General features: G+C 67.5%; 12 protein-coding genes and 1 tRNA gene. 7 read left to right on the top strand and 6 right to left on the bottom strand.

Annotated elements, in window-relative coordinates; translation table 11 throughout:
• Positions 1-514: 514 nt before the first annotated feature.
• Positions 515-667 carry a hypothetical protein gene (locus tag ACVWWH_RS17600; RefSeq protein ID WP_457317439.1) on the bottom strand — a complete coding sequence of 51 codons (153 nt, stop codon included), beginning with the start codon at positions 665-667 and terminating at the stop codon, positions 515-517.
• A gap of 259 nt (positions 668-926) precedes the next feature.
• On the opposite strand from ACVWWH_RS17600, the gene ACVWWH_RS17605 reads away from it, so the two are divergent.
• Both ACVWWH_RS17605 and ACVWWH_RS17610 read left to right on the top strand, forming a co-directional pair.
• Positions 927-1,676 (top strand): hypothetical protein, encoded by a 750-nt coding sequence (locus tag ACVWWH_RS17605; protein ID WP_457317440.1) that lies wholly within the window; start codon positions 927-929, stop codon positions 1,674-1,676.
• A 431-nt stretch (positions 1,677-2,107) separates the two neighbouring features.
• On the top strand, positions 2,108-2,272 hold the full coding sequence (locus ACVWWH_RS17610) for a hypothetical protein (RefSeq protein ID WP_457317441.1): 165 nt from the start codon (positions 2,108-2,110) through the stop codon (positions 2,270-2,272).
• Between the two features lie 177 nt (positions 2,273-2,449).
• Here the strand turns inward: ACVWWH_RS17610 and ACVWWH_RS17615 are convergent, their stop codons facing one another.
• A complete protein-coding gene (locus ACVWWH_RS17615; RefSeq protein WP_457317442.1) occupies positions 2,450-4,504 on the bottom strand; it encodes a restriction endonuclease in 2,055 nt (684 codons plus the stop codon).
• A 206-nt stretch (positions 4,505-4,710) separates the two neighbouring features.
• Here ACVWWH_RS17615 and ACVWWH_RS17620 point away from each other — a divergent pair, with 206 nt between their 5' ends.
• Positions 4,711-5,106 carry a hypothetical protein gene (locus ACVWWH_RS17620; RefSeq protein WP_457317443.1) on the top strand — a complete coding sequence of 132 codons (396 nt, stop codon included), beginning with the start codon at positions 4,711-4,713 and terminating at the stop codon, positions 5,104-5,106.
• 328 nt (positions 5,107-5,434) lie between these two features.
• Here ACVWWH_RS17620 and ACVWWH_RS17625 read toward each other — a convergent pair.
• A tRNA-Thr gene (locus ACVWWH_RS17625) sits at positions 5,435-5,505 on the bottom strand.
• 271 nt (positions 5,506-5,776) lie between these two features.
• The gene (locus ACVWWH_RS17630; protein ID WP_447421189.1) at positions 5,777-6,673 is read right to left on the bottom strand and encodes a DsbA family protein; all 897 of its coding nucleotides are present in this window, start codon (positions 6,671-6,673) and stop codon (positions 5,777-5,779) included.
• 236 nt (positions 6,674-6,909) lie between these two features.
• Here ACVWWH_RS17630 and ACVWWH_RS17635 point away from each other — a divergent pair, with 236 nt between their 5' ends.
• The 4 genes from ACVWWH_RS17635 (at position 6,910) to ACVWWH_RS17650 (ending at position 12,006) form a co-directional block, all read left to right on the top strand.
• A complete protein-coding gene (locus ACVWWH_RS17635; protein WP_276508651.1) occupies positions 6,910-8,385 on the top strand; it encodes an alpha,alpha-trehalose-phosphate synthase (UDP-forming) in 1,476 nt (491 codons plus the stop codon).
• Positions 8,382-9,170 (top strand): trehalose-phosphatase, encoded by a 789-nt coding sequence (gene otsB, locus ACVWWH_RS17640; protein ID WP_306505421.1) that lies wholly within the window; start codon positions 8,382-8,384, stop codon positions 9,168-9,170. The genes ACVWWH_RS17635 and otsB overlap by 4 nt, the downstream gene beginning before the upstream one ends.
• Positions 9,171-9,407: 237 nt before the next feature.
• Positions 9,408-10,490, top strand: a complete 1,083-nt coding sequence (locus ACVWWH_RS17645) for an ABC transporter ATP-binding protein (RefSeq protein WP_066501966.1) — start codon at positions 9,408-9,410, stop codon at positions 10,488-10,490.
• A 121-nt stretch (positions 10,491-10,611) separates the two neighbouring features.
• A complete protein-coding gene (locus ACVWWH_RS17650; RefSeq protein ID WP_447421184.1) occupies positions 10,612-12,006 on the top strand; it encodes a DUF4032 domain-containing protein in 1,395 nt (464 codons plus the stop codon).
• 2 nt (positions 12,007-12,008) lie between these two features.
• On the opposite strand, the gene ACVWWH_RS17655 is transcribed toward ACVWWH_RS17650, so the two are convergent.
• Entirely contained in the window at positions 12,009-12,641 is a 633-nt protein-coding gene (locus tag ACVWWH_RS17655) for a DUF2461 domain-containing protein (protein ID WP_457317444.1), read from the bottom strand.
• Positions 12,642-12,810: 169 nt separating this feature from the next.
• Positions 12,811-13,314: an SRPBCC domain-containing protein gene (locus ACVWWH_RS17660; protein ID WP_457317445.1), complete on the bottom strand. Its 504-nt coding sequence runs from the start codon at positions 13,312-13,314 to the stop codon at positions 12,811-12,813.
• Positions 13,315-13,470: the final 156 nt, after the last annotated feature.

Raw genomic sequence — 13,470 nt, forward strand, 5'->3', positions numbered from 1 at the left:
CTTGATCCGCATGCCCGAATAGCTCGGGCGGAATGGCCGGGATCGTTCTGTCACCTGCACGCCTCCTTCGAACACGCTCGCCCCGCGTCCGGCAGGCGGCGTGCAGGTTCGACGGTCATGCCGCCATGGTGCACCCAAGGACCACGCCCTCGCTCGGACCCGTACTTCGAACCCGGGTCCTCGTTGGTAGAGGGCCAGCACCCACCCCGGAGTCTGGATCCCGAGCCGCTTATCGATGGCAACGCAGGCCCTTGCGGCGCGCGCTGCACCCTGCGGTCGTAGCTGCTCGCGCGAGGGCCTCGGCCGCGCGCACCTGCGCCCTCCCCCGCACCGAAGCGGCTGCTCGTGTCCAGGTGCACGTCCTCCCACGCGGGCCGAGCGCCTCGGCCGGGCGGCAGCCGGTGCCGGCGACGTGTTGGAGCCGGCGTTGCGGACCGCAGTCTTGGATGGGAGGGGCGACTCAGGCACCGCCCGAGCCTAGCAGGGGCGCACGCTCCGCGAGCCACCGAACATGTCAGTCTCTGCCCAACCATTGCGGCTCGAGCTTCCGCTGTGTCACGTTGGCGGCCTCGGTCCAGATCTCGCGGGCCGTGGGATGGTAGCTGCCCGCACCGAGGTACTGCACGAGCACGACGCCGGCGGCCCAGGCCATGGCGAAGCCCTTCACTGTGCGCCCGGTGCCGTCCTCCCAGCCGGAGACGGAGCCAGACCGGGCATGGGCTTCGCCGGCCGCGTCACCGGGCCGCCAGGCTCAGGCGCGGTGACGCGGCCGGGGAAGCCCCGGGGATCTCGTGTCATCCAGGCCAGCCACGACACCGAGTATGCGCCGTCCGTCCAGCGCCTCCTCCCTTGCGCGAGCGTTAGCATTTGCTCTCATGGGGATTTCTAGCCGGACACGAGGCGCAGCGCACCGGCTGGTGGACGACGTGAGCACCTTGGTTTGGTGGCTTTCTCGCGCCAAGTGGCTCGCCGGTTTCAGCTTCACTGTCTTGATCGGCGCGATCGCTGGCACTTTTGCAGCCGACCCCCAGACCGATTGGCTAGCCTCGGGGAGGCTCGGAGTCGCCATCGCCTGCGCAGTGACTCTGGCTATTTGGGTCGGGCTGAAGGGCACCGAGCACCTCTGGGGGAGCCAAGCTTCCCGGTCTTCCGCAGATGAGAAGATCCTGATCGATCAGCTCGCCAATGTGGCCCGAAGGATTGCAGACGATCTTCCAAGTGGAAAGCAGAACCGGCACCACGCCTTCGTCGCATTGGCTGCGGATGTGGCACACTCCTTGGGGCGTGCCTATGCCAAAGTGGTGAACGATGTACGAGTGGTGGTCTACAAGTACGAAGACGAGACGCTGCTACCGCTCAGGCATTCCGGAGACCGGCTTCCCAGCGGCGCCTTCACACGTGATACCCAACGCGGTGCAGCCGCACTGGACTTCGTCGACAGCGGCGATCCGGCCAAGTTCATACGGGACGTGAGCCAGGTAGATCCCGGCTGGCAAGGTAGCGGTAGTGGGTATGCGACCTTCATCTCGGCCGCCATCCGTAGCAAGGACGGACCTGTCGGCATGCTGACGATTGACGCTCCACGCCCAGGAGACCTGACCGGGCATGACAGAGCAATCGCGACACTCGCGGCCAACGTCCTCAGCATCGCGGGCGCCTCCACAAGCAAGAGATAATGTCGGAGCCACGACCCATGATGTATCAGAACGGATCGGAGGGAAGACATGCGAGCTGACTCCAAGAGATCGGGCACTCAAAAGGCCCGCAGACGCATCCCGGCGGCGAAGGTCCCCAAGATCGCAGATGAAGGCACTTACAAGCGACTGCTTGAGGCAGCTGAGCGGGAAGCCCGCGATGATCGACGCGCGAAGATGCGCCGATTGATCCCCACCTTCCTCCGATAGCCGCAGGGCTCGATCCGCGCGTACCGGCCTTCCGGACGAAGTACCAGCACGTCTTCAGCCAAGCGAGCCTTCGCGCCGCTGGTCCCGCCGCTCTGCGGGCGTGCACCGCAGGCGATGAGGGCGCTGACCCCGGCATTCAGAGCACGTCCCTCGTTGCCTTCGACCACAACCCGGACTACGGAGCAGCCCACGTCAGGCAGATTGTGGACTACCTGCTGCTCGGCACTGGCAAGCCGCTGGAGGATCGGCTCCCCGGTCTGATCAATGGGAGGCTGACGATCTCGTTCCCGGGGTGCAAGGCGGTTCTGCTCTCCATGGTGCTGTCGGTCGCCTATCCCGACCGGTTCCTGACTCTCCTGACCTACTAGGAGAAAACGACCGTGGCTGAGAAGGTCCACGGTCTCGAGCTGCCTCCCGAGGAGCGGGCGCGGATCGGGGCATCAGATCTTATCGCGTCCGTCATCATGGATTATGCTCCCACGGGCGCTCTTTGCATATCCGCGCGAGTGGCGGCTCTTGCCAGTTCGTTCCGGCCACTTGGTCAGTTATCCGGCAGCGTGCAGAACAGCTCCCAGCGACTTTAGTCTGAGGCTGCCTGTGATGGGCAGCTCTCGAAGGGAGTATCCGTTCTTGTCCTGACGGGCAATCGCTACGAACGGCGACACCAGAAAGTCCAGGACCGCTTGGAGTTCCTTCGCGTCTGGGCGTGGGTGAATCTGGTCGCGGAGGTCGCGATAAATTCCGACGAGATCAAGCGCCGAACCGAGGAGCGGGTCATCCTCTTCGGCTTCCCGGGCCAGTGCTTGAACGACGAGTCTGATGAGATGGTTTCGGCGGTCTCTTTCAGCCCACGTTTGCTCAAGCACGGCCCAGCCCTCAGACCCATCGAAGAGCGACACGAGCTCCTCAGGCGACAGCGGGGTAACTGCTTGACGTTCAAGCAGGGCGACGAGACGATCGACGGGGAGCAGAGCAACTCGTTCTTCTCTCGCCCACTGCTGAAGACGCCCGTCTGGAAACGACGGCCCCACTACTGCAGCGTAATCGGCCCCATTCTTGGTCCGGTGCTCTCGCAGAGCCTGGAAGTTGATGGCCTTCTCGCCGACCGCCCCCGACGCCGATGATTTGGCGTCGACGATAGCCTTGCCTCGGGAGAAGGCCCCCCGTCCTAGTTCGACGAGGACGTCGGTGTCGCCCGATCCACCGATCTGCTGAGCATAGAGGCCGAGCTGGGAAAATGCGTCCTTCACCGCATGCTCTAATCGTCGCGGTGCCATCGAGTCCACAGATGCGGCGCGAAGTTCATCCACTACGGCAGCCACCTGCTCGACTTCCCCATCCTCTGAGGACACCTCGAGGTTCTGCAACAGAAGGTTGTGCTCCTGATCGCTCTTCGATGGGGACAGAGGCAGTTCCCGCAACAGCGCTTTGGCAGTCGCAGTGGCCATGTACTGCGCGTACCCGGTCTCCTGAAGCAAGCCGGCGGAACGCAGGATCTGCATGGTCCTTGCCGTCTGTTGGGGATTTGCTCCTTCAAGTCCATATTCGGTCATGGCGAACCTGTGCAGATCTGGTGCACGCTTGAGCTCGTCCACCTTGGCAAGGAGTTCGCCTACGAATCGGAAGTTCGCGTGAAGTATGCGGACGAGATCGACGTCGGCATTGCTTTCGAGCCATGCCCTAGCGGCCGCGGTTGCTGTGAACCGATTCCGTCCACACGGCTTGTAGAGCCCTGCAGCGCGAAGAGTGCTGAGGGCCGACCGCGCAGAGCTTGCCTTGATCCCGAAGTGCTCGCGGCAATGCGCCTCGAAACCGTCGACGGTGACCTCGGGAACAGCAAGAGAGGTCAATGCCCTGAGCGTGTCCAGCAGTGTGTCCGCTCCTCGGCTAGGGAGGTACCCCACGCCCTGCCGTCGACTCTGGTGAAGGGTATCGTCTCCAGCCAAGGCGTCCAGGAGACCTTGGATTATCGGCCCGGCAGCCGGCAGCTCGGCTACGAATACCTCATCTTCATCGGCCGTCCAGAGGGCTTTCGGATCCTGTACAGCAACCTTCTCAAGAAGCGCCTGTCCCGCCGGCGTCAGGCTGTAGTTTCGATCGTGCACCTCCTGCACGAACCCGAGGTTGCTGAGCCACTTCACCCTCCGGCGCACGGGATCGAGTCCTTGCCAACCCAGACGAAAGTCCTCATTGGCGGACGTTTGCAGCTGGCGTATGGTTCTTGCATCGGTGGCGAGGGCTTGCAGGAGTTCGCCGATATAGCGGATATGGCGGTGGAATGTCATCGCCAATGTGGCTTCAGGATCCGGCGAATGCAGCCACGCCTGAGCATACACAGTGGGCTGAACGCCCACATCGCTGGTTCGCTCCAGCAGTCCAGCGGGAGCGAGTTGGTTGGCATACCATGCGAGAGTTTGGGGTTTACCTCCCGTCCCACTGACGACGAGAGCTTGCGGGTCGTTATATGAACCGGCTTCTAGATCCTGCAGGACCGCGCGAAGCGTTCGTACCCAGTCCACCCCCGAACCTGGCATGGAAGGCATAGCCCCCGCGCGCAGAGCCCATGGCAAAGGCTGCATTTCTGGCTGTTCTGCTGTCACCTGGCGCTTCCCCCTCATCCATGAGTATGTCTCGTGGCTAGGCCATCGAACCATTCCGACACACCCGAACCCACGAGACAGGCTTAGGTGAACACGCGCGACCGGCTCCACCAATAAAGTTGTTGATTCATCCCAGCCTCAGCGAAAAAGGCATCGAATGGGCGTTATGGTGAGAACGCATTCGGCGGATCAGGGGGAATTGACGCGTGACGTGGATCGATGATGAACGCAGCGAGATCCGGGGTCAGCTGGAAGAAATCAGCGATCCCTGGGAGACCGTTCGTCGCGCATACGAGACGGGCCGACGCCGTCAGAGAGAGGCTGAATCCAAGATGGATCGGTTAGACCCCGGATCCAGACTGCGCGGTCTTGGTTGGCGGGAGGGACCACCCGATGAGGGCAACGTCCCCGAGCCTTTGCTTGTTCTCTGGGCTGCGTGGGTTGATCTCGAGTGTGAGGTGAACCTCGCTCTTCACAATCACCAACTGGAGGTCCGAGAACTGCACCACCTACAACAGCGCCTCTCGGAGCTTGATCGGATTGGTTCTTCCGGGATGGACCCTCATCTGACGGCTAAGCTGCTCTCCGACGGGCACCTGTGACTACAGCTTCGCAAAGCTTGCTTCGTCGCCAAGGCAAGGGCTCGTCGCGGCCAACTCACCGTGCGGCACGACTCGTCAACCTCCACGAGCGACGAGTTCGCCGCCGATGCAGAGGCAATCCTCTGTTCTAGAGCACAGTAACCCGCGCCCAGGGCAGTGACAGCTTGTTAGAGGAGCGTCAAGACCTTCTCGGGAGTGAGCACCTGCTCCCGTTACCCGCCCTTGGACGGGACACATTCCCGGACGTGCGATAGTCGGCTGGCCGGCACCCGGATCGTCCTGAGCGTCCATTCCAAGCACGGAGGACCGACTGGCCCACTCGGCAGAGAGCCGGATGCGGGAATCGAACCCGCGACGGCTGATTACAAGGCAGCTGCGTTACCACTACGCCAATCCGGCAGAGGATCCAGTGTGACACACGTGCACACGGTCCACTTCTATTCAGTTCTCGTACCCGCCACCCGTGTGACACAGAAGCCGTGTGACACGCTCAATCTGCACCAAAAGGCGGATGCTCTGGCCAACTGAGCTAAGGGGGCGGGGCGCCCACGGGGCGCGCAGCACCAGCCTACCGGCTCCGCCCGGGTCCCAGAAACGAAAGCGGCCCGGCCCCCGCACAGGGGACCGGGCCGCCGTCGTCCGTCGCCGCGCCGCGGACGGGGAGCGGGAATCAGCCCTTCGCCGCCACCGCGGCGTCCAGGAACTGGTCGAACGGGGTGTTGGCGGCGGCGCCCACGCCCCACTGCTTGCCGTCCACAAAGACGGTCGGCGTTCCGGTCACCCCGGAGGACGAGGCGAGCTGGGTGTCGTACTTGACCTGCGGGCGGTAGGTCTTGTCGTCCACGGCCTTGCTGATGTCCGCGCCGAGGTCCTTGGCGATCTGCTTGAGCTTGTCGTCGGACAGGCCCGCACTGCCCTCGGCCGGCTGCTGGGCGTAGAGGGCGTTGAAGAAGTCGGCGTACTTGTCCGGGTAGGAGTTCGCCACCGCGGCCGCGGCCGCCGCGGCCCGGGAAGAGTAGTTCGTGGTCGAGTTGCGGTCCAGGAAGCCGAGGGGCCGGTACTCGACGGTGATCTTCCCGTCGTTGCGCTCCTGCGTCAGCTTGGAGCCGTAGGTGTCCTCGAACTGCTTGCAGATCGGGCAGATGAAGTCCACGTACAGGACCACCTTGACCGGCTGGCCCTTCGCGGACGCCTCGACGCCGGGGGCGTTGGCCGCCTGGCCCTGCGTCGGCTGGGCGGTCGGCGAGGGGACGTCCGCGACGTTGACGGTGGAGGCCGGCACCGGCGTCACCGCGGTGCCCTTCCCCAAGGTCACGCCGCCGTACTGGTTGGTGTTGGCCGCGCGCGGCCCGGTGTCCCCGACCGGGGCGTTCTGCCGCATCGACGTGGTCACGACGAGCGCGACAACGGCGATCACGGCGACGAGCGCCACGACGACGCCCCAGCGGATCAGCAGCTTGTTGCGCCGCTCCTTCTTCTGCTGCGCCTCACGGATCTGGCGGGCCTTCTCACGGGCGGCGGCGGTGCGCTCTGCCTTGGTCTGTCGTGGCTGGTTGGCGGGGCTCATCGTTCCTCATGATCGGTTCGCGGCACCTTCTCGGCGCGCATGGCGGCGACGGGCCCAGTGTAGTGCAGCGCCGCCGCGCCCTTCCGGCCGCGCCCGCGCCACTCCCCTGCCCGCGCAGGTCTTCCGTACTGCGCAACGACCTGCGCCGCTGGGCAGTTCCGGACCCCGGTGTGACGTGCTGCGCAGTGCTCCCCGGTAGGCTGGAGGCCAATGAGGAATAGTTGAGGGGGCTGAGCGTGAGCCAGAGCAGTGCCACCAAGACCGCAGGAGAGGCCGCCGATGAGGCCCAGGGAGAGCTGTACGACTTCCTGGTGGTCTCGAACCGCCTTCCCGTGGACCGGGTCGAGGAGGCCAGCGGCTCCGGCTGGCGGCGCTCCCCCGGAGGGCTCGTGACGGCGCTCGCGCCGGTCATGGAGAAGTCCGACGGCGCGTGGGTGGGCTGGCACGGCGCCCCCGACGAGGTCCTCGAGCCGTTCGAGCACGAGGGCATCACGATCCTCCCGGTGCCGCTGACGGCGCAGGAGGTCGAGAACTACTACGAGGGCTTCTCCAACGCGACCCTGTGGCCGCTCTACCACGACGTCATCGCGCCCCCGGAGTTCCACCGGGCCTGGTGGGACTCGTACCAGCGCGTGAACCAGCGCTTCGCGGACGCCGCCGCCGAGCGGGCCGCCGAGGGCGCCACGGTGTGGGTGCAGGACTACCAGCTCCAGCTCGTGCCGGCCATGCTGCGCCGGCTCCGCCCGGATCTGAAGATCGGCTTCTTCAACCACATCCCATTCCCGCCGCAGGAGATCTTCGCCCAGCTGCCGTGGCGGCGGCAGGTCCTCGAGGGCCTCCTCGGCGCGGACCTGCTCGGCTTCCAGCGGCCCAACGACGCCGCGAACTTCGCCCGCGCCGCCCGCCGCTATGCCCGCGCGGCGGGCAAGGGCTCCCGGCTGGTGGTCACGGATCCCGCGCACGACGGCGAGTGGTCGCCGCGGGAGCGCACGGTCCGGGCCGAGGCGTTCCCCATCTCCATCGACACGGCGCGGATCAGCGAGCTCGCGGAGCGTCCGGAGATCATCGAGCGGGCGCGCCAGATCCGCCACGACCTCGGCGACCCGACCACGATCATGCTCGGCGTGGACCGCCTGGACTACACGAAGGGCATCCGCCACCGCCTCAAGGCGTTCGAGGAGCTCCTCACGGACGGCCGGGCCCGCGTCGGGGACGTCACCCTCATCCAGGTCGCGAGCCCGAGCCGCGAGCGGGTCGAGCAGTACAGGATCCTGCGGGAGGAGATCGAGGGCACCGTCGGCCGCATCAACGGCACCTTCGACACGATGCAGCACACGGCCGTCCGCTACCTGCACCACTCCTACCCGGTCGAGGAGATGGTCGCCCTCTACCTGGCCGCCGACGTCATGCTCGTCACCGCGCTGCGCGACGGCATGAACCTCGTGGCCAAGGAGTACGTTGCCGCGCGCCGCGACGGGACCGGGGCACTCGTGCTCTCCGAGTTCGCGGGCGCCGCGGACCAGCTCAAGCAGGCGCTGCTGGTGAACCCGCATGACATCGCGGGCCTCAAGGACGCCATCACCACGGCCATCAGCCTTCCCCGCGGGGTCGCGGCGCGCCGCATGAAGGCCATGCGCCGGCAGATCGTGGTCCACAATGTCGAGGAATGGTCCGCCTCGTTCCTCGCCCGCCTCAAGGAGGTCTGCCCGTGAGCATCGACGGGGAACTGCGCGAAGCGCTCGCGCGCCTCGCCAAGGTCGACAAGCTCCTCGTGGCCCTGGACTTCGACGGCGTGGTCGCGCCGATCGTGCCCCGGGCCGAGGACGCGCGCCCCCTTCCGGCGACGGGGGACGCCGTGGTGCGGCTCGCCGCACTCCCCCACACGTGGACGGCCTACGTCTCGGGCCGGTCGCTGGCGAGCCTCGTGGCCGTCGCCTCCCCGGACACCCGCACGCTGCTGATCGGCAGCCACGGCGCCGAGGTCCGCCTCGGCGGCGAGGAGCAGCCCGTCACCCTCGATCCCGACCAGCGCGACGCACTGGACATCCTGCACCGGGTCTTCACCGAGATCGCGTCGCAGGCCCCGGGCACGTGGGTGGAGGAGAAGCCCGCCGGACGCGTCCTGCACACCCGCCAGGCTGACCGGGAGGACGCCGCCGCCGCGGTCACGGGCGCCAAGAAGCTGCTCGCCGCCCGCAGCGACATCTTCCTCAAGGACGGCAAGGAAGTGCTCGAGGGCTCCGTGGTGCACGCCACGAAGGGCGAGGGCCTCGCCTTCCTGCGGCAGGTCACCGAGGCGGACGCGGTGTTCTTCGCGGGCGACGACGTCACGGACGAGGACGGCTTCCATGCCCTCGAGACGGGCGACGTCGGGCTCAAGGTCGGCGATGGCGAGACCGCGGCCGCGTTCCGCGTCGGGAGCCCCGAGGACGTGGCCGACGTCGTGGACCTCCTTGCCCGGCTGCGCTCGGAACTCCCGGCCCAGCGCACCCCCTGACCGCCCGAGGGCCGCATCGTGGACGTTGCGCACGTCACATTATCCAACCGAATGTGATCCATGCCATACTCTCTGTGTGAGCGAGGGCGCTGCCCTCGTTCCTGATGCTGTGGCACACTGGCGGCGCCAGCTTCGGCGGCCAGTGCTCCACTCCCCCTCCGGGGACACAACTGAACAACAAGAACCATTCACTACGGATCGTCCGGCACGTACCTGCCGGTGAAGGGATCGATGACTGTGGCTACAGTTACGTTCGACAATGCGACGCGCCTCTACCCGGGCACCGACAAGCCCGCCGTCGACAAGCTCAACATCGAGATCGCAGACGGCGAGTTCCTCGTCCTGGTCGGCCCGTCCGGCTGTGGCAAGTCCACCTCCCTGCGCATGCTCGCCGGACTCGAGGACGTGAACTCGGGCCGCATCCTCATCGGTGAGCGCGACGTCACCGACGTCCCGCCGAAGGACCGTGACATCGCCATGGTCTTCCAGAACTACGCCCTGTACCCGCACATGACCGTTGCGGACAACATGGGCTTTGCGCTCAAGATCGCCGGCGTCTCCAAGGAGGAGCGCGCCCAGCGCGTCCGCGAGGCGGCCAAGCTCCTGGACCTCGAGCAGTACCTGGACCGCAAGCCGAAGGCCCTCTCCGGCGGCCAGCGCCAGCGCGTCGCGATGGGCCGGGCGATCGTCCGCAACCCGCAGGTCTTCCTCATGGACGAGCCGCTCTCGAACCTCGACGCCAAGCTCCGTGTCCAGACCCGCACGCAGATCGCCTCGCTCACCCGGCGCCTCGGCGTCACCACGGTGTACGTGACCCACGACCAGGTCGAGGCCATGACCATGGGCGACCGCGTCGCGGTCCTCAAGGACGGCATCCTCCAGCAGGTCGACACCCCCCGCAACCTCTACGACCGCCCGGCGAACGTCTTCGTGGCCGGCTTCATCGGCTCCCCGGCCATGAACCTGCTCGAGCTGCCGGAGGCCGACGGCGGCGTGAAGTTCGGCGGCACCATCTACCCCGTGTCCCGCGACGTCCTCTCCGAGGCCAGCGGCCCCACCGTGACGCTCGGCGTCCGGCCCGAGGACCTCGAGACCGCCCCGCAGGGCGAGGGCCTCGAGGTCGAGGTGGACGTGGTCGAGGAGCTCGGCGCGGACGCGTACGTGTACGGCCACACCAGCCTCGACGGCCAGAACCACGACATCGTGGCCCGCGTGGACGGCCGCCGCCCGCCGATGAAGGGCGAGACGATCTGGGTCCGCCCGCAGCAGGGGCACGTCCACCTCTTCGACACGAAGTCGGCCCAGCGCCTCGGCGACTGAGCCCGGGGGCGGCTGAGCCCGCCCGCACCACACCACAGCGACGTGCCCGCCGGGTCCTCCCGGCGGGCACTCGTGTGAGCGGGGCTGCGCGCCCTGGCCCATCAGCGGAAGAATGGAAGCCATGACCGACCAGAGCGCCACCTGGCAGGACGAGCCCACCGACTACGAGGAGGTGGGCAAGCTCGCCCGCCGGCAGGAGCCCGACCCCGGGGCCCCGGCGCTGGGGTCGCTGAACATCACGGCCGCGGTGGCCGACCCCGAGCTGCTCGACCTGCCGTGGCACGTGGCCCTCGAGGACTGGCCCGAGCAGTACCTCGCCGCGCTCCCCCGGGGCATCTCCCGGCACATCGTCCGCTTCGCGAGGCTCGGCGGGTCGGTGATCGCGGTCAAGGAGACGAGCGAGCACGTGGCCCGGCACGAGTACCACATGCTGCGCAAGCTCCAGCGGCTCGATGTGCCCTGCGTGGAGCCGGTGGCCGTGATCCGCGACCGCCAGACCCCGGACGGCAGGCCGCTGGACACGGCCCTCGTGACCCGCCACCTCAAGTTCTCCCTCCCCTACCGCGCGCTCTTCTCCCAGAAGCTGCGCAGGGACACCCTCACCCGCCTCATCGATGCCCAGGCGTTGCTGCTGGTGCGCCTCCACCTCGTGGGCTTCTACTGGGGCGACGTCTCGCTCTCCAACACCCTCTTCCGGCGCGACGCCGGCGCGTTCGCCGCCTACCTCGTGGACGCCGAGACGGGCGAGCTGTACCCGGACCTCTCCACCGGCCAGCGCGAGTACGATCTGGAGATCGCGCGCGTCAACATCGCCGGGGAGCTCATGGACCTCCTCGACGGCGGCCTCATCGACGAGGAGGTCGATCCTGTCGCCACGAGCGAGCGGATCATGGATTCCTACCGCAACCTCTGGAACGAGCTGACCGAGAAGGAATCGTTCGAGCTCGGCGAGCGCTGGCGGCTCGGGGCTCGCATCCGCCGGCTCAACGAGCTCGGGTTCGACGTGGAGGAGTACGCCATCAAGACGACCCCGGACGGCTCCACGATCCAGCTCCAGCCGAAGGTGGTCGACGCCGGCCACCACCAGCGGCGGCTCCTGCGGCTCACCGGGATCGACGCCCAGGAGAACCAGGCCCGCCGGCTGCTCAACGACATGGACACGTTCCGCGCCGAGAACTACCCGGGCCAGGATGAGGAGATCAGCGCGCACGCGTGGGTCAGCCAGGTCTTCGAGCCCATCGTCAAGGCCATCCCCCGCGAGCTCTCCGGCAAGCTCGAGCCCGCCGAGGTGGTGCACCAGGTCCTGGAGCACCGGTGGTACATGTCCGAGCGGCTCGACCGCTACGTCCCGCTCGCCGAGACCGTGCAGTCCTACATCGACAGCGTCCTGCGGCACCGCCGGGACGAGGCCGCGATCATGCTCAACCCGGACACCCAGATGCTCAGGGTCATCGAGCAGGAGGAAGCCAGGCACCGGGAGGACGAGTACGACGACGAGGACCTCGTCGACGACTGACCTCAGCCCAGGTGCGCGGTGAGCCACTCCACGAGCGGGCGCAGCTCGGCCCAGCTGGCGCGGACATGCTCGAGCGCCTCGGCCGATCCGAGCCACTCCGGCGTGCCGACCGCCTTCCCGGCGGTGAGGGTCTTGTGCCTGAGCAGCTCCGCGCGCGGATGGTCCTTGGCGTAGCCGCGGGGAACGGTCTTGAGCCGCTCGCCCTCGATCGCGTACCCGGCGCCGCCGAGCGATCCGACAATCGCCTCCAGTGAGCTCCCGTCGGCTGGGGCGTCGACCGCTGCGCGGAAGCGCTCCACCTGGGCGGACGTGGACGTGTGGCAGCCGGCCCCGACCGCGAGCCCCTCGGCGTCGAGGTGGACGTAGTACCCGGTGCCCTCGGCGGTCTGCACGAACCCGCCCTGGGAGGTCTTGTACGGCGACTTGTCCCGGCTGAAGCGCACGTCCCGGTGCGGCCGGAAGACCTTTCCCGGGCCGAACTCGGCGGCGAGGCCGTCCAGCAGCGCCGTCATCGGCGCCCGGACCGCGCGCTCGTAGACCTCCTGGTGCTCGCTCCACCACTCCTTGGTGTTGTTCTCCTCGAGGTCGGCATAGAACGCCGGCCCCTCGGCGGGAAAGCCTTCAAAGGTGACCATGACCAGCATCCTCGCGCCCGGGACAGCCACGCGTCCAGCGCGGCGCGGCCCCGGACGGGATGGCCGTCGGAGCCTCCGACGGCGGCCTGGCGCCCCGGAGCAGGATCTTCGACCCCGAGTTCGTGGTCCGGGCCAGCACGGCGGTCCCGCAGCACCGCCGCTAGGACCCTCAGCTCTCGGTCACGGCGTCGCCAGGCTGGCCGAAGAAGGCCGCGAAGCGCCCCAGGATCACGCGCCACTCGCTGTACTTCGCGTACTGCTGCGCGCCCTCGGCGCCTCGGGCCCAGCCGTCGTGGGTGAAGAGCACGAGCGTGCCATCGTCGGCGTCGCTGAACTCGACGCGCACCCGCGTCGGGGAATCGGGGCTGCCGGCGAGCGTCCACGCGATCTCGATCAGCTCACCGGGGCGCTCCTCCGTGACGGTGCCCCAGACCTGGAGCTGCCCATCGGGGCCCTCCTCCCCCACGACCGAGTCCTCGATGAACGCGTGCGTCCCTTCTCCGAACCCGGTGTAGGAGGAGGGCCACCACAGATGGAGGTCTCCTACGAAGGCGCCGTAGACGATCTCGCGCGGGGCCGGGAGCAGCATGTGCAGCACGCGCGACGACGGCAGCTCGCCGCCCTGCTCCGGCTCACCGGAGGGCTGGGGTGCATGGGAGAAGAGCGGATCCACGCCTTCGATCGTAGCCCGCAGCGCCATGCACGGGCGTGGGTGCGCTCGAGGGGCTCCGTAGGTGCTTGTTAAGTGCGGGAGCCCCCCAACCGGGTGGTTGGGGGGCTCGACCGTGTGGTGTTGTCCGGCGGTGTCCTACTCTCCCACACCCTCGCG

The sequence above is a fragment of the Sinomonas sp. RB5 genome (assembly GCF_054063535.1).

Bases quoted from the DNA above. Each gene is read 5' to 3' on its own strand.
- ACVWWH_RS17655 (WP_457317444.1), bottom strand. From the start codon at position 12,641: ATGGTCACCTTTGAAGGCTTTCCCGCCGAGGGGCCGGCGTTCTATGCC.
- ACVWWH_RS17650 (WP_447421184.1), top strand. From the start codon at position 10,612: ATGACCGACCAGAGCGCCACCTGGCAGGACGAGCCCACCGACTACGAG.
- ACVWWH_RS17630 (WP_447421189.1), bottom strand. From the start codon at position 6,673: ATGAGCCCCGCCAACCAGCCACGACAGACCAAGGCAGAGCGCACCGCC.